The following is a 16298-nucleotide window of genomic DNA, read 5'->3' on the forward strand; positions in this document are numbered from 1 at the left end:
GCGGTAGTTCAGTCGGTTAGAATACCGGCCTGTCACGCCGGGGGTCGCGGGTTCGAGTCCCGTCCGCTGCGCCATCTTCTGCCACGAGCCCCTTGAACAGCTCGTAGCAAACCAGAAAAGGCGATGACAAGTCGCCTTTTTTGTTGCCTGGCTTTCGCGCTCCCGCGCTTGAAAGCTCAGATCCCAGTTTCAATCGGGTGCAAGCCCGAACGATACGCAGCGGTAGTTCAGTCGGTTAGAATACCGGCCTGTCACGCCGGGGGTCGCGGGTTCGAGTCCCGTCCGCTGCGCCATCTTCGCCTCGAGGCCCTTGAACACCTCGAAGCTGCAAAAAAAGCGACCTGCGGGTCGCTTTTTTTGTGCCTGGCATTTGCCGCGCCGCCTGTTCACAGGCGGAAGTTACCGACCAGGCCTTGCAGTTCATCGCCCAGACGCTTGAGCCCGGTCGAAGCCGTTTCGATTTCCCGGGTGGCGTCGAGCGAGTGTTCGGCCACATCCCGCACATTATCGACATTGCCGCGAATGGTCTCGACCACGGCGTTCTGCTGCTCGGTGCTGGCGGCAATCTGCTGGTTCATGCCCTGGATGTCATCGACGCTGCGGGTGATGACTTGCAACGCCGCGCCGGCCTGGTTGGCCAGTTGCACGGTGTCGCCGGCCACATCGCGGCTGCCATGCATGCGTTCGACGGCGCGACGGGCACCGGTCTGCAAGGTGGCGACCAGGGTCTCGATCTCGGCGGTGGAACGCTGGGTGCGCTGGGCCAGGCCGCGCACCTCGTCGGCGACCACCGCGAAGCCGCGCCCGGCCTCACCGGCGCGCGCGGCTTCGATGGCGGCATTGAGCGCCAGCAGGTTGGTCTGCTCGGCCACCGAATGGATCACGCTCATGATGCTGCCGATCTGTTCGGTGGCGGCCGACAGTTGCTGCACGGCCTCGGTGCTGTGATCGATGTCCTCGGCCAACTGGATGACCTGGCGTTGGGTATCGATCACCACCTGCTGGCTCAGCGCGGCCTGGTCGCTGGCCTCGCGAGTGGCTGCGCTGGCCAGTGAGCTGTTCTGGGCGACTTCCTGCACAGCGCAGGCCATCTGGCTCATGGCGGTCGCCACCTGATGGGTTTCGCCGCGCTGGCTGATGGCGCCATGGCTGGTGCGCTCGATCACGCTGGCCAGTGCCGTGGAAGCGCCGGCCAGCCGGGCGCTGACCTGGCCGATGCCTTGCAGGATGCCACGCAGGTTGCCGCTACTGCGCTCCAGCGCACGCAGCAGCAAGCCGAATTCGTCCTGGCGGGCAGGCAGGCTGGTGGCGCGCAAGTCGCCTTCGCCGATGCGGCGGGCCATGTCGACGGCTTGCAGCAAGGGAGTGCAGATCTGTCGGATCAGCAACCAGGCCACCAGGCATGCCAGCAGCAGCGTCAGGCAGAACAGGCCGAGCATCAGGGCACGGCGCTGGCTGAACTCATGGGCGCTGACCGCGTTCTGCTCGGTGATCAGGGTATTGATTTGCCCTATCGCCAGCAGCACCTGCTGCAGTTGCTGCCTGCCAGCCGCCCCGGCCAGTTGTTCGCTGCCAGCCTGCAGGCGCCGGTCAAGGTTTTGCAGGTATTCGCGCATCAGGGTACGGGTGGCGCCCAGGGCGGCCTGGGCCTGTGGGAAGGGCATTTTCGCCAGGTTTTCATCGATCAGCGTGTCCATCTGCCGGTAGGCCTGGCGCAGGCTGGCCAGGTCGGCAGGGGCGTGGTCGAGGGCATAGGCCAGCTGGGCGGCGCGAATATCGTTGAGGTTATCAAGGATGTAGTTCACCGATACCAGGCGTTCGGCGCGGTGGGTCAGGCTGCCCAGGCTGAGGGTGGCGGTAAGGGCGAGCAAGGCGACCAGGACCACCAGCGGGGTGAGGCTCAGGAGTAGTTTCAGGCGTACCGAGAGATTTTTCACCGCGAGTTCCTTGAACGTTCATACGTGGGGGCGCACGAGTCTAGCGGTGGAATATCAGTTGCTCAGTTAGGCCATTTTTGTGAAGTCAGTAGGAAGGATCTCCTGTAGATGTAGTCCTGTTCCCAGGCTGCACAGCCGGGCTTTACATGAACCTTTCACCGTCGAGGTTTCGGTGCCTCATGGATGTGTTGCACAATAGACACCCTTCGATTTACCCGGAATCCACGATGTCCAGATCTACCGTCTACGGTGCGCTCGGGCTGGCCCTAGTGCTGGCGGGCGTGGCCGGTTGCTCGTCGAAAAAGACTGCTGTGTACGAACACGAGAACTTCGACGACTCAGGTACCTTTTCGCGCACCTTTGCGGCCAGCGAAGCCGGCACTTGCGAGGCCGCGCGTCGTGCCTTGCTCAGCCAGGGCTATATCATCACCAGCAGCGATGCCAACCAGGTCGCCGGCAACAAGAGCTTCCAGCAGAACGCCGAAAACCACCTGCAGATCAGCTTCAACATCACTTGCGTGCCGGACATGGGCGACAAGCAACGCTCGACCATGTTCGCCAATGCCCTGCAGGACCGTTACGCGCTGAAGAAGTCCAACACCTCTGCCAGCCTGGGCGTGGGGGTGCTGGGTTCGGTGTCGATGCCGATTGGCTCCACCGATGACTCGATGGTCAAGGTCGCCAGCGAGACGGTCACCGCCACGCAGTTCTATGACCGTTATTTTGCCTTGGTGGAAAGCTACCTGCCCAAGCCTAAGCCCAAGCAGCCGGAAAAAACCGAGGCTGTCGCGCCGAAGGTGGACAAGCCGGCAGCCGACCTGGGCCTGCCGGAGCCTGCCCCCAGTGCCCTGGCGCCCGAGCAGTCGGCGCCCGCGGCCCAGGGCACGCCAGCACCTGTACCCAGCGAGCCGGCCCCGGCGCCGGTCAGCGAGGCACCTGCCGCGCCGCTGGTGGATGACAGCAAGGGTTCGCAACCCATCGCCCCACCCATCGAGGCCGCCCCGATTCAGGTGCAACAGGAAGCACCCGTGCCCGTCGCGCAATAGCCCCTGTGGCTGGCTCCTACGGGTGCCAGCCGGGTCGCGAACGTTGTAGGAGCCGGCTTGCCGGCGAACACCGGCATAGCCGGTGCCATCCTCCGCGGCGCCTGGTTCGCCAGCAAGGCTGGCTCCTACGGGTGCCAGCCGGGTCGCGAACGTTGTAGGAGCCGGCTTGCCGGCGAACACCGGCGTAGCCGGTGCCATCCTCCGCGTCGCCTGGTTCGCCATCCAGCTGGCTACGGGCCGGGCAACTAGGGTAGCCGCTGGCGGCGGAATGCCCCTGGGGTCAGCCCGGTCCAGCGCTTGAACGCGCGCTGGAAGGCCTCGGCCGACGCAAAGCCCAATAGGTAGGCAATTTCGCCAAAGGCCAGCGCCGTGTCGCGAATGTAGGCCTCGGCCAGGTCGCGGCGCGTGTCGTTGAGCAGGTCGCGAAAACCGGTGCCTTCCTCGGCCAGCTTGCGGCGCAAGGTCCAGGGCGGCATTTGCAGGTACCGCGCCACTTCCTCCAGGTCCGGCTCGCGCCCGCCGTTGAGCAAGGGCCCCAGCAGGTGGGTGATACGCTCGCCCAGGCTGCGGATGCGGGTGCGTTGGGTCAGCTGCGCTTCGCACAGTTGCACCAGGTGTTGCCAGGTGCTCGGGCAGTGCTGCGGGTTGGCCAGGGCCAGGGTGGCCCGGCCCAGGCGCAACTGGTTGGCGGCGGCGCCGAACTGCACCGGGCCGGCGCACAGGCCCTGGTACTGCGCGGCATAGGGGGGAGGCTCGAATTCGATTTCCAGGCGTTCGGCCTGCACGGCCTGGCCCGCCAGGCTGGCGAGCTGTGTCAGCCAGCCGCTGAGCAGCGAGTCGACCACGAAGCGGTTGTAGTGGTTGTAGGGGCTGATGGAGTAGAACCGCAGCCAGGCGCCCTGGCGGTCTTCGATGAACTGCGATTGTCCACGGTAATTGCCGGCGTACAGGGGCTCGAAGCGCAGCAAGGTACGGGCGGCATCGCCCAGGGTCGGCGCCTGGGCCGCGGTGACCCCGGCCAACCCGGCCTGGGCCAGGCGGCTCAGGCGACCGATATGCAGGCCCAGTGCCGGCTCGCCGCACAGGGTGATGGCCGCATGGCCCAGGTGCATGTAGCGCGGGATCGACAAGCGCGCGCCGGCCTCGGCCAGGCGTGGCGCATCCAGGCCGTAGCGCAGCAGCAGGGGGTGTGGGTCATGGCCCAGCGCCTGCAAGGCTTCGGCCAGCGGCTGGATGAAGCCTACCGACAGGTCACCCAGGCGCACGCGGGGGCGGGGCATGGCCCTACAACCACAGGTTGAGCAGGCGGGCGCCCTGGCTGGGGTTGCCGACCCACAGCGTGCCGGCCTGGCTGGCAAAGCCCTGGCCATCGCTGCCCAGCTCCCAGAACTGGCCGCGCATGAACACGCTCATGCTGGTGATGCCAGCGGCACCGGCCTGGGTCAGTTGCTGCCAGGCGCTCTGTTCGCTGACCTGGCCACGTTGCAGCGCCAGGCCGTTGCTTTGCGCCTGATGGCGATTGCCGCGCCAGGGGGTTTGCCAGCTGTGCTTGCCGCTGAGGAACGCCGGGTTGGCGATCAGCTCCACCGATTGCCTGGCCAACTGCTGGTAATTGCCTGGGTACCAGCCATCGCTGCCAACCAGCACGCCCAGGCGCCCGGCCGGGGTCTGCAGCACCTGCAAGGGGTGCGCGCGCCCGTCGTGGATGTAGCGGCGGTTCTCGCTGTCGGGGTATTGCTGATGCTGCGGCTGGCCCAGCAACGAGCCGTCGCCAGCGAACACCAGGCTGCTGTTGAACAGCGGGCCATGGCCGGTGCGCAACACGCCGTCCTGCACATAGGGGGCCGGCAGGACGATGGAGCCGGCCACCAGGGTGACACCGAATTCGCGGGCCAGGTTGCCGAACAACTGCTGGTAGTCGGCGGCCATCTGTGCCGCCTTCATGCGCAAGTGCGCATCCGAGCGGCGGTCGTCGCCACTGGCGCTGAGCATCGCCAGGCCATAGCGCAGCGGGTTGCTCAGCTCCAGCCATTGCCAGGCCTCGCGGCGCTGGGTCACCTGGTACAGCTCGCGTTTTTCGCCGCGGGCCCACAGCCAGGTGCCAATGTGCTCCGGCAACACCACCACGGTGCGTGGATTGATCAAGCCCTGGTCGCGAGCCTGTTGCAGGTAGGCCGAGAGCTTGCGGTGCAGGCGTGTGAGGTTCTGGTAGTCGACCGGGTAGAGCAGCGGTTCGACCCCCAGCAGGTTGCCGTGCTCGCCCGGCACGCCCTGGTTGAGCGCCAGCTCGATGCGCAGGTCGGACAGGTAATGGCCTTCTGGCCGTTGCAGGGTCCAGAAGCCGTAGCCGCACAGGGCGGCGATGAGGACCAGCGCGAAGGCACCGGTTAGCAATTTTCGCATGGCGTGGGTTTTCGCAGGCATGAAATGGCCATGGGCAGCATCAAGGGGGCGCGCGATTTGACTCAGTGAGCACACGCGGCTGCCCGGATCATATCAAAGCTGCCGCTTGCCGAGGCGGCGGATTTCACCCCCACTGCAGTGCTTGCGCTCAAGGCCGCCACGCGGGGCGGCCTCGGCCTTTGGCGGTTTCAGTTCTGCGCGGTTTTCTGCGCCGCGTCGAGCTTCACCGTTTCCTCGAGGGTGAAACGCCCCAGAGGGTTCTGCAGGAAGTGCTGGATGTTGCTGCGCGAAATATTGATGTACGGGCTGTAGTAGAGGTCGATCCAGTGCACGTCCTGCTTGGCCAGTTGCTGCAGGTCCTGGTACATCTGCTTGCGCTTGCCGGCGTCGGTTTCCACCCGGGCCGCGGCCACCAGGTCCTTGACCTTGTCGTTGTGGTAGCGGGTCATGTAGTTCATGTTGGTGTCGTGGCCGAGCACGAAGGTGGTCTTCTGGTCCGGGTCGAGCACGTCGTTGGTCCAGTACATCACCGACAGGTCGTAGTCGCCGTCTACCAGCATCTGCCAGCTTTGGGTCGGGTCGACCTTCTGCAGGTTGGCGGTGATGCCGACATCGGCCAGCTGCTTTTGCACCAGCACGGCGATCTGCTCGTCGGCCTCGTTGCCGGCGTTGACCACATAGTTGATCTTCAGCCCCTCGGCGCCGGCTTGTTTCAGCAGCGCGCGGGCCTTGGCCGGGTCGAACGGGCGCTGCGGGTTGTCGGCGTTGTGGTACAGCGCGCCCTTGGGAATGTACGAATAGGCGACTTCGCCATGGCCGAAGGTGACGGTGTCGACCAGCGCCTTCTTGTCGATCGCCAGGTCGATGGCCTGGCGCACCTCGGCCTTGCCCAGCAGGCCTTTCTCATGGTTGATGAGCAGGTGGTCCTCACGGGTCGACGGGTCGATGTGGATGGTCAGGTTCGGGTCTTTCTGCAAGGCGTCGACCCGGGAGAAGGGCACGAAGATCGCCGAGTCCAGCTCGCCGGCCTGGACCTTGAGCATGCGGGTGTTGTCGTCGGGGATCGAGATCCATTCCACGCCATCCAGGCTGACCTTGTCGGCCTGCCAGAAGTAGGGGTTCTTCTCCAGGATCACCCGGTCGCCGCGCAGCCACTCCTTGACCTTGAAGGCGCCGGATGTCACCGGCTCCTGGGCGTAGGCGTCCTCGCCGATGGCGTCCATGGCTTTTTTCGACAGGATCGAGACGTTGGCGGTGGCCAGTTGCGCGAGGAACGGCACCGACTTGTTCTTCAGGGTCACCACCAGGGTACGGTCGTCCGGCGCCTCGGCCTTGTCGATGATCTTGTAGGAGTCGGCCCACAGCGAGCCCGGGTTGTCGCGGATGCGCAGCAAGGAGAAGGCGGCATCGCCGGCGGTCAGCGGCGAGCCGTCGGAGAACTTGGCTTCGCGCACCTTGAAGGTGTAGGTCAGGCCGTCGTCGGAGATCTTCCAGCTTTCGGCCAGGCCCGGCAGCAGTTGGGTGCCGCTGTTGTCCACGCGGATCAGCACGTCGTAGACGTTGGCGAAGACCCAGCTGTCGCGGTTCTGCGCGCTCTTGATCGGGTCGAAGGTGGTGCTCTCCTCGCGACAGCCGATGGTCAGCACGCCGGCGGCCTGGGCCATGCCACTGGCCAGGGTGCTGGCGGCCAGCACGGCGGCGGTGAGTAACTTCAATGCTGCGGGCTTCATGCTCAATCTCCGTTTGATGGTCATGATGGGATGTCAATACGGCAACTGCGGGTGGATGCAGGCATGGCGCCGGGCACCCTGGGTGTGGCTGGGGGGCGCGCTGTCGCGACACTGGGGCAGCGCGTGCGGGCAGCGTGGGTGGAACGCGCAGCCGGCAGGCAGTTGCAACGGGCTCGGTGGCTCGCCGGCCAACGGCTGCGCGGGCAGGCCGCGGGCCGGGTCGATGTCGGCAATGGCCTGGACCAGCGCTGCGGTGTAAGGGTGGCGCGGGTTGTCGAAGACCTCATGCACCGGGCCTTCCTCGACGATCTGGCCCAGGTACATCACTGCCACCCGGTCGCACAGCTGGCGCACCACGCCCAGGTCGTGGGTGATGAACAGCAGCGCCAGGCCCATGCGCTCGCGCAGTTCCAGCAGCAAGTTGATGATCTGCCCCTGGATCGACACGTCCAAGGCGGCGACGCATTCGTCGGCGACGATCAGCCTGGGTTCGATGGCCAGGGCCCGGGCGATGCCGACCCGCTGGCACTGGCCACCGCTTAGCGCGCCGGGCTTGCGCTCGGCCAGCTCGGCGCGCAGGCCGACCAGCTCGAGCAGTTCGACGACCCGCGCGGGGATCTGTGCGGCCGGCACCTTGCGCTGCACCTGCAGCACCTCGGCGAGGATCTGGCCAACGCGCTGGCGCGGATTGAGCGCCGTGTAGGGATCCTGGAAGATCATCGCGGCTTCGCGGCGCAGGCGCGCGACCGCCTGTTTGTCACCCTGGCCGATATCGAGGCCGTCGAACAGCACCTGCCCGCCAGTGGCCGGGGTCAGTTGCAGGACGGCCCTGGCCAGGGTGCTCTTGCCGCAGCCCGATTCGCCCACCAGGCCGAGGGTCTGGCCGGCGGCCAGGGTCAGCGAGGCGCCGTTGACCGCGTTCAGTTGGCGCGGGCGCAGGTTGAACAGGCCGCTGCCGGCGACGGCAAACTGCACCTGCAGGTGCTTGACCTGCAACAGCGGGGTCATGCCGAACCTCCGTCGAGCAATGGCAGATGGCAGGCCAGGCGCTGGCCTGCGCCGATGTCGCGCAGGGCCGGTGGTTGTTCGCGACAGATCGGCCTGGCCTGGTTGCAGCGCGGTTCGAAGCGACAGCCGGGGGGCGGGGCGTCGAGCAAGGGCGGTTGCCCGGCAATGCTGTTCATGCGTCGCCCCTGCCCCTGGACGGCCGGGTGACAGGCCAGCAGCCCGGCACTGTAGGGATGGTGCGGCTGCGCCAGCAGCGCAGGCTTGCTGGCGTGTTCGCAAAGGCGCCCGGCATACATCACGGCGATGCTGTCGCAGGTTTGCGCGACCACGCCCAGGTCGTGGCTGATGAGGATCATCGACAGCCCCCGGCGGTCGCGCAGCTCAAGCAGCAGGCGCAGTATCTGCGCCTGCACGGTGACGTCCAGGGCCGTGGTCGGCTCGTCGGCGATCAGCACCTGCGGGTTGCAGCCCAGCGCCACCGCGATCATCGCCCGCTGGCGCATGCCGCCGGAGAACTCGTGGGGGTAGTTGTCGACCCGGGTCTGTGGATCGGGGATGCCCACCTGGCGCAGGATTTCGATGGCCTCGGCCCGCGCCTCGCGGCGCGAGGCGCCCTGGTGCAGGCGCACGCCCTCGGCGATCTGCGCGCCGATGCGCATCAGCGGGTCCAGGTGGCTGCTGGGGTTCTGGAAGATCATCCCCAGGCCGTGCCCGCGCAGACGGCGCATGCCGGCTTCGTCCAGGCGCAGCAGGTCCTGGCCGGCCAGGCGCACGGCCTCGCCTTCGGCGCGCAGGTTGGCTGACGGCAGCAGGCGCATCAGTGCCCGGCAGGCCAGGGTCTTGCCCGAGCCGCTTTCGCCGACCAGGCCGAGGATTTCGCCGGGGCCCAGGTCGAACGACAGCCGATCGACCAGGGTGATATCGCCATGGGCGGCCCGGGCGATCACGCTCAGCCCGCGCACCTGCAGCAGTGCGCTGCTCATGAGCGGTCTCCCAGGCGGTCGGCGACGCCATCGGCGAGCAGGCTAAAGCCCATGGCCAGGGTCACCACGGCCAGGCCCGGGAAGGTGCAGATCCACCAGGCACTGGTGATGAAGCTCTGCCCCTCGGCGACCATGGTGCCCCACTCCGCGGTTGGCGGTTGCACGCCCAGGCCCAGGTAGCTGACGGCGGCGCCGTTGAGCAGCACCAGCACGGCGTCCGACATGCAGAACACCACCGAGCCGAACAGGGCATTGGGCAGCAGGTGGCCGAACAGGATGCGCCGATGGCCAAATCCCAGGCTGCGGGCCGCCAGGGCGAAGTCGCTGTGCTTGAGCACCAGGATCTGCGAGCGGATCAGGCGCGCATAGGACACCCAGCCGACCAGGGCCATGGCGATATAGAAACTGCCCAGGCCGGGGCCGAGGATGGCCATGATCGCCAGCATCAGCACCAGGAACGGGAACGCCAGGACGATATCCACCAAACGCATGCAGGCGTTGTCCAGCCAGCCGCCGAGGTAGCCGGCCAGTGCGCCGAGGCTGGTGCCGAGCAGGAATGGGAAGATCACCCCGATCAGGGCCATCTGCAGGTCGATGCGTGCGCCCCAGATCACCCGCGAGAGGATGTCGCGGCCAAAATTATCGGTGCCGAAGGGGTGCGCCAGGCTCGGGGCGGCCAGGCGCAGCTCGGCGTTCTGCAGCAGTGGGTCGAACGGCGCGACCCAGGGCGCGCACAAGGCCAGCAGGCACCAGCCGAAAACGATGGCGAGGCCGCCATACAGGGTCAGGCGGCCTTGGCCCAGGGGGATGCGCAGGCGCCAGGGCCGGGCCAGCGCCACGGGCGGGCTGAGGCTCATCGGATGTTCACTCGCGGATCGAGGGTCGCGCTCGCCACATCGGCGATGAAGTTCACCGCCACCGTGGCGCAGGCCAGCACCATGGCCACGCCCTGGACCACCATGTAGTCGCGGGTGAAGATCCCGCGGACCAGCAACTGGCCGATGCCGGGCAGGGAAAACAGGCTCTCGATCACCACGCTGCCGCTGATCAGCCAGCCGATGTTGACCGCCAGCAGGTTGATGGTCGGCACCATGGCGTTGGGCAGCACATGGCGGCGCAGCAACGCCCCTTCGCCCAGGCCACGGGCGCGGGCGGCGGTGACGTGGTCGGCCTGCAGCTCGAGCAGGATGCTGGCGCGCAGGTTGCGCACCAGCACCGCCGACAGCGCCAGGGCGATGGTCAGGCACGGCAGCACCAGGTGGTGCAGTTTGTCTGGCCAGGTGCGGCCATAGCCGGACACCGGGAACAGGCCCCAGTGCACGCTGAACAGCAAGATCAGCATCAGGCCCAGCCAGAACGCCGGCAGGCCCAAACCTGCGGTGGTGAACAGGCGGATCAGGTGGTCGGCCCAGCCGCCCTTGTGGCGGGCGGCGAGCACCGCCAGCGGCACGGCAATGAGCAGCGCCAGCAGCACGCTGCCCAGCACCAGCATCAAGGTCGGTTCGATACGGCTGGCGATCAAGGGCAGGGCGTCGATCTTGTACAGCAGTGACTTGCCCAGGTCGCCGTTGAGCAGGTTCTTCAGGAAGTACAGGTATTGCAGCCACAGCGGCTCGTCCAGGCCGAACTGGGCGCGGATCTTGAGGATCGCGTCCGGCGTGCTGCGGGCGCCCAGCAGCACCCGGGCCGGATCGCCCGGGATCGAGCGGACCAGCACGAAGGTGATCAGGCTGATGCCAAACAGCACCGGCAGCAGTTGCAACGGGCGGATCAGGACGAAGCGATAGCGCGCCAGGTTCATCGCTCAGCCCCGGTTGCGTTGCAGGAAGTCCAGCAACACCGGGAAGTAGGCCTGGGGTTCCTCGTAGAAGGGCATGTGGCTGCTGTTGGGGAACACGTGCAGTTCGGCCCGGTCGTGCAGCGCCTGTTTCATGCGCATGGCGCACGCCGGGGTCAGCTCATCGTGCTGGCCGGTGGTGATCAGCACTGGCATGTTGAACGCGGCCATCTGCTCGAGGCGGTTCCAGTCCTTGAGGTTGCCGATGTAGAGGAACTCGTTGGGGCCTTGCATGGCGGTGTAGGGCGCCATGTTCCAGTCGTCCAGCGAGCGCTTGACCGGCGCTGGCCACTCGTCCAGCCGGCACACGTGGCGGTAGTTGAGCAGGGTGATGGCCGCCTGGTACTGCGGGTGGTCGAGGGTGCCCAGGGCCTCGTGGCGCTGCATCATCGCCACGGTTTCGCTGCCCAGCGCGCCGCGCAGGCGTTGCAGTTCGGTGATCAGGTGCGGGATGTCGCCGACAGTGTTTTCCAGGATCAGGCTTTTCAGCGCCTGCGGATGATGGATGGCGTACTCGATGGCCAGCCAGCCGCCCCAGGAATGCCCCAGCATGTGCACGCGCCCCAGGTCCAGGGCCTGGCGCACCTGCTCGACCTCGGCCACGTAGCGGGTGATGTCCCACAGGCTGGCGTCGTCGGGGCGGTCGGAGGCGCCGGTGCCCAGTTGGTCGAAGGCGACCACGCGGATGCCCTGGTCCTTGAGCCAGGCATGGGCATCGCGCAGGTAATCGCAGGGCAGCCCAGGCCCACCGTTGAGGCACAGCAGGACCTCGTCCCCTGCGCCAAAGCTGTACACCACGAGATTGTGGCCATCGACCGATACGTTGAACTGCTGGTCAGGTTGCATCTCACGCCACATCGCTACTCTCCTGTTGGCAATGGTTTACAGCTATACCTAGCGCAGGAGAATGCTCTGCCTACAAGCTAGTGGTTCCTATAGGTTTTGTCTGGCAGTCCCGCGCCGAGCCGTGGCATTCTACGTGGCGGATTTCAAGATGGAAATCCAACAGGGTGTTCACAGGGAGTGCAAGGAATGCAGGCCAAGCTGGCTGACCTCAATACCCGTCTGGCCTCGGACAGCAGCCTGGACGAACAGATGGACAGCGTCGCCGCCGCCGCGGCGCAACTGGGCTTCGATGCCCTGGTGTACGACTACAGCCCGGTGCCGCTGGATCACGTCGGCGAGCTGATCACCCCCAGCGTTGTGCGTTTGCGCCAGACCCCGCGGGACTGGCAGGAGCTGTGGTGCACCGAGGGCTTCTACCAGATCGACCCGGTGCAGCAGTTGGCCGTTTCTTCGGTCGCGCCGTTCACCTGGTCGTACCTGCCCAAGGGCGAGACTGTCCTGCAGCGCATGATCGACCAACGCCATGCCCCGGTGGTCGGCTACCTGCTCGATGCGCACCTGGCCTGTGGCGTGACCGTGCCGATCCACCTGCCCCGCGGCGGCCTGGCGACCCTCACCGGGTTGCGCCCCCAGGCCAACCCGGCGGACCTGGAGGCGGCCCGGCACAGCCTCGCCGACTTCAGCCTGATCGCCCATGCCCTGCAGGAGGCCGCCTACCCCCTGCTCGACAAGGAAGCCGCCAGTCGCGTCATCCGCCTGACCCGGCGCGAGGTCGAGTGCCTGCGCTGGGCCGCCGAGGGCCTGACTGCCGGGGAAATCGCCGAGAAACTGTGCCGCTCGCTGGCCACGGTGTCGCTGCACCTGACCTCGGCGATGCACAAGCTGGGGGCGAAGAACCGGGTCCAGGCGGTGGCCAGGGCGGTGCACTACCGCTTGCTCGACCGCTGATCGGTGAAAAGCAAAACCTAGAGAAGTCACTAGTTATGCCCCGCCGCGCATAGGGCTAAGGTGTGCCCCATGATTCGCACGGAGCCCGATGAAATGGAACTCATCAAATCGCGTGAAGGTTTCGCCCCGTTCGGCGAGTACCAGACCTGGTATCGCGTCACCGGTGACCTGGCCTGTGGCCGCACCCCGCTGGTCATCCTGCACGGCGGCCCGGGCTGCACCTACGACTATGTCGATGCCTACAAGGACGTCGCGGCCGGCGGCTACCCGGTCATCCACTACGACCAGCTGGGCAATGGCCGCTCGACCCACCTGCCGCACAAGCCGGCCGCGTTCTGGACCGTGAAGCTGTTCCTGGAAGAGCTCGACAACCTGCTCGAGCACCTGGGCATTGGCGATCGCTATGCGCTGCTGGGCCAGTCCTGGGGCGGCATGCTCGCCAGCGAGCACGCGGTGCGGCGGCCGGCGGGGTTGCGTTGCCTGGTGATCGCCAACTCGCCGGCCGACATGCGCACCTGGGTGCAGGAGGCCAACCGCCTGCGCGAGGCGCTGCCCAAGGACGTCCAGGACACCTTGTTGCGCCACGAGGCGGTCGAGGACTACACCGCCGCCGACTACATCGCCGCCACCCGGGTGTTCTACGACCGCCATGTGTGCCGGCTGCAGCCCTGGCCTGACGAGGTGGCGCGAACCTTCGCCCAGGTGGAGGCAGACCCGACCGTGTACCACGCCATGACCGGGCCCAACGAGTTTCATATCATCGGCACCACCAAGGACTGGACCATCGTCGACCGCCTGGGCCAGATCAACGTGCCCAGCCTGTTGATTTCCGGGCGCTACGACGAAGCCACGCCGCTGGTGGTCAAGCCGTACCTGGACCTGATCCCGGGGATCCGCTGGGCCTTGTTCGAGAATTCCAGCCACATGCCCCATGTGGAAGAGCGCGTGGCGTGCATGGGCACGGTGGTCAAGTTCCTCGACGAGAATCTCTGAGGTTCGCGGCGTCCAATGGTTTCCCTCTTGCAGGCCTGCTCGGTTGCTATCCGGCAGGCCTGAATTTTTTGTGGCTTGGGGCGATTGGGTTGCCAGGTGTTTGCCGTGAGGTTTTCAGTGCCTGTGAGATCGAGCGCCGCCCGCGCGGCCCTCGATAGGCGCGCCAGCGCGAATCTTCAGCCAAGCCCATGCACGCCATGATCATCAACTTGTAACTTTCGATCATTGAGCGCGTTCAAACGCCTGTTTAATGTCAACCACAGACAAACGACGGGCCCCGCCGCACAGGAAGAGGCGCCCGCATCCCGTGATCACGCCACCTGTGGAGCCCCTCCATGGCAAACGCCCCCTACCCACACCTGCTGGCCCCCCTCGACCTGGGCTTCACCACCTTGCGCAACCGCACCCTGATGGGCTCGATGCACACCGGCCTGGAGGAGCGTCCCGGCGGCTTCGAACGCATGGCGGCGTACTTCGCCGAGCGCGCCCGGGGCGGTGTCGGCCTGATGGTCACCGGTGGCATCGCGCCGAACGACGAGGGCGGGGTGTACTCGGGCGCTGCGAAGTTGAGCTGCGAAGAGGAAGCCGACAAGCACCGCATCGTCACCGAGGCGGTGCATGCCGCCGGTGGCAAGATCTGCCTGCAGATCCTCCATGCCGGGCGCTACGCCTACAGCCCCCGGCAGGTGGCGCCGAGCGCCATCCAGGCGCCGATCAACCCGTTCAAGCCCAAGGAGCTGGACGAGGAGGGCATCGAGAAGCAGATCCGCGACTTCGTCACCTGCGCCAGCCTGGCCCAGCGCGCCGGCTACGACGGCGTCGAGATCATGGGTTCGGAAGGCTACTTCATCAACCAGTTCCTGGCCGCCCACACCAACCATCGCACTGACCGCTGGGGGGGCAGCTACGACAACCGCATGCGCCTGGCGGTGGAGATCGTGCGCCGGGTACGCGAGGCGGTGGGCCGCGAGTTCATCATCATCTTCCGCCTGTCGATGCTCGACCTGGTCGAGGGCGGCAGCACTTGGGACGAGATCGTGCTGTTGGCCAAGGCCATCGAACAGGCTGGCGCAACCCTGATCAACACCGGTATCGGCTGGCACGAGGCACGCATACCGACCATCGCCACCAAGGTGCCGCGGGCGGCGTTCAGCAAGGTCACCGCCAAGCTGCGCGGCGCCGTGCAGATCCCGCTGATCACCACCAACCGCATCAACACCCCGGAGGTGGCCGAAGCGGTGTTGGCCGAGGGCGACGCCGACATGGTCTCCATGGCCCGGCCATTCCTCGCCGACCCGGACTTCGTCAACAAGGCCGCCGCCGGGCATGGCGACCAGATCAACACCTGCATCGGCTGCAACCAGGCCTGCCTGGACCATACCTTCGGTGGCAAGCTGACCAGTTGCCTGGTCAATCCGCGCGCGTGCCATGAGACCGAGCTCAATTACCTGCCGGTGCAACACGTCAAGCGCATTGCCGTGGTTGGGGCTGGCCCCGCGGGCCTGGCCGCCGCCACCGTGGCCGCCGAGCGTGGCCACCAGGTGACGCTGTTCGATGGCGCCAGTGAAATCGGCGGGCAGTTCAACGTCGCCAAGCGAGTGCCGGGCAAGGAGGAATTCTTCGAGACCCTGCGCTACTTCCGCAACAAGCTGCACAGCACTGGCGTCGACCTGCGGCTGGAAACCCGTGTCGATGTGGCGGCCTTGGTGGCGGGGGGCTTTGACGAAATCATCCTGGCCACCGGTATCGCCCCGCGCACGCCGGCCATTCCAGGCATCGACAACCCCAAGGTGCTCAGCTACCTGGACGTGCTGCTCGAACGCAAGCCGGTGGGTGAGCGGGTGGCGGTAATCGGCGCGGGGGGTATTGGTTTCGACGTGTCCGAGTACCTGGTGCACAAGGGTGTGGCCACCAGCCAGGACCGCGAGGCGTTCTGGAAGGAGTGGGGGATCGACTCCCAGCTTGAGGCCCGCGGCGGCGTGGCCGGGATCAAGGCCGAGCCCCACGCCCCGGCGCGCCAGGTCTACCTGCTGCAGCGCAAGAAGAGCAAGGTGGGTGATGGCCTGGGCAAGACCACTGGTTGGATCCACCGCACGGGGTTGAAGAACAAGCAGGTGCAGATGCTCAACAGCGTCGAGTACCTGGGTGTGGACGACGCCGGCCTGCATGTGCGGATCGGCGAGGGTGAGCCGCAGTTGCTGGCGGTGGACAACATCGTCGTCTGTGCAGGCCAGGAGCCGCTGCGCGAGCTGCAGGAGGGCCTGCTGGCGGCCGGGCAGTCGGTGCACCTGATCGGCGGCGCCGACGTGGCCGCCGAGCTGGATGCCAAGCGGGCGATCAACCAAGGGTCGCGGTTGGCTGCCGAGTTGTAAGCGCCTGCCATCGCGGGGCAAGCCTGCGATGGCGTTCACCCCCCAATAACATCTTCAGCCGCGCGGGCGAGGTGAAGTCATTGGGGGGCTATCAGTTGTACAAAATCAAAGTCAATCGGCGTGGGTATTCACAGATGTAAGCGCATTCATTGGCTATATCGACGCGTAGTCACCTTTTCGCCTTTACGGCGAGTT

At 66.4% G+C, this 16298-nt stretch carries 13 protein-coding genes and 1 tRNA gene; 5 read left to right on the plus strand and 9 right to left on the minus strand.

Translation table 11 applies throughout. The features are described from left to right. The first annotated feature begins 216 nt into the window (after nucleotides 1–216). A tRNA-Asp gene (locus tag NJG22_RS23830) sits at nucleotides 217–293 on the plus strand. A 93-nt stretch (nucleotides 294–386) separates the two neighbouring features. Here NJG22_RS23830 and NJG22_RS23835 read toward each other — a convergent pair. After that, nucleotides 387–1937, minus strand: a complete 1551-nt coding sequence (locus tag NJG22_RS23835) for a methyl-accepting chemotaxis protein (protein ID WP_253098330.1) — start codon at nucleotides 1935–1937, stop codon at nucleotides 387–389. A 227-nt stretch (nucleotides 1938–2164) separates the two neighbouring features. On the opposite strand from NJG22_RS23835, the gene NJG22_RS23840 reads away from it, so the two are divergent. After that, entirely contained in the window at nucleotides 2165–2983 is an 819-nt protein-coding gene (locus NJG22_RS23840; RefSeq protein ID WP_253098332.1) for a DUF2242 domain-containing protein, read from the plus strand. Between the two features lie 245 nt (nucleotides 2984–3228). Here NJG22_RS23840 and NJG22_RS23845 read toward each other — a convergent pair whose 3' ends face one another. The 8 genes from NJG22_RS23845 to NJG22_RS23880 form a co-directional block, all read right to left on the minus strand. Further along, complete coding sequence (locus NJG22_RS23845) at nucleotides 3229–4263, minus strand: AraC family transcriptional regulator (RefSeq protein ID WP_253098334.1); 1035 nt, start codon at nucleotides 4261–4263, stop codon at nucleotides 3229–3231. A 4-nt stretch (nucleotides 4264–4267) separates the two neighbouring features. Beyond that, the gene (locus NJG22_RS23850; RefSeq protein WP_253098335.1) at nucleotides 4268–5386 is read right to left on the minus strand and encodes a nitrilase-related carbon-nitrogen hydrolase; all 1119 of its coding nucleotides are present in this window, start codon (nucleotides 5384–5386) and stop codon (nucleotides 4268–4270) included. Nucleotides 5387–5574: 188 nt separating this feature from the next. Further along, the gene (locus NJG22_RS23855) at nucleotides 5575–7116 is read right to left on the minus strand and encodes an ABC transporter substrate-binding protein (RefSeq protein ID WP_253098337.1); all 1542 of its coding nucleotides are present in this window, start codon (nucleotides 7114–7116) and stop codon (nucleotides 5575–5577) included. Between the two features lie 33 nt (nucleotides 7117–7149). Next, nucleotides 7150–8124 carry an ABC transporter ATP-binding protein gene (locus NJG22_RS23860; RefSeq protein WP_253098339.1) on the minus strand — a complete coding sequence of 325 codons (975 nt, stop codon included), beginning with the start codon at nucleotides 8122–8124 and terminating at the stop codon, nucleotides 7150–7152. Continuing rightward, a complete protein-coding gene (locus tag NJG22_RS23865) occupies nucleotides 8121–9107 on the minus strand; it encodes an ABC transporter ATP-binding protein (RefSeq protein ID WP_253098341.1) in 987 nt (328 codons plus the stop codon). The genes NJG22_RS23860 and NJG22_RS23865 overlap by 4 nt, the downstream gene beginning before the upstream one ends. Continuing rightward, nucleotides 9104–9964 carry an ABC transporter permease gene (locus tag NJG22_RS23870; protein ID WP_253098343.1) on the minus strand — a complete coding sequence of 287 codons (861 nt, stop codon included), beginning with the start codon at nucleotides 9962–9964 and terminating at the stop codon, nucleotides 9104–9106. The genes NJG22_RS23865 and NJG22_RS23870 overlap by 4 nt, the downstream gene beginning before the upstream one ends. Next, nucleotides 9961–10908: an ABC transporter permease gene (locus tag NJG22_RS23875; RefSeq protein WP_217853623.1), complete on the minus strand. Its 948-nt coding sequence runs from the start codon at nucleotides 10906–10908 to the stop codon at nucleotides 9961–9963. Before NJG22_RS23875 ends, NJG22_RS23870 begins: the two co-directional genes overlap by 4 nt. A 3-nt stretch (nucleotides 10909–10911) precedes the next feature. After that, nucleotides 10912–11802, minus strand: a complete 891-nt coding sequence (locus NJG22_RS23880) for a proline iminopeptidase-family hydrolase (RefSeq protein WP_253098345.1) — start codon at nucleotides 11800–11802, stop codon at nucleotides 10912–10914. Between the two features lie 174 nt (nucleotides 11803–11976). Between NJG22_RS23880 and NJG22_RS23885 the strand changes: the two genes are divergently transcribed. From NJG22_RS23885 to NJG22_RS23895, 3 genes are all read left to right on the plus strand, one after another. Beyond that, nucleotides 11977–12738, plus strand: a complete 762-nt coding sequence (locus tag NJG22_RS23885) for a LuxR family transcriptional regulator (RefSeq protein ID WP_253098347.1) — start codon at nucleotides 11977–11979, stop codon at nucleotides 12736–12738. Nucleotides 12739–12831: 93 nt separating this feature from the next. Beyond that, nucleotides 12832–13731, plus strand: coding sequence for a proline iminopeptidase-family hydrolase (locus tag NJG22_RS23890; RefSeq protein WP_217853626.1), 900 nt, complete (start codon nucleotides 12832–12834; stop codon nucleotides 13729–13731). Nucleotides 13732–14066: 335 nt separating this feature from the next. Beyond that, a complete protein-coding gene (locus tag NJG22_RS23895) occupies nucleotides 14067–16103 on the plus strand; it encodes an NADPH-dependent 2,4-dienoyl-CoA reductase (RefSeq protein ID WP_253098349.1) in 2037 nt (678 codons plus the stop codon). Nucleotides 16104–16298 lie beyond the last annotated feature (195 nt).

It is taken from the genome of Pseudomonas sp. VA159-2, from assembly GCF_024126635.1.
Classification (GTDB): Bacteria; Pseudomonadota; Gammaproteobacteria; order Pseudomonadales; family Pseudomonadaceae; genus Aquipseudomonas; species Aquipseudomonas muyukensis.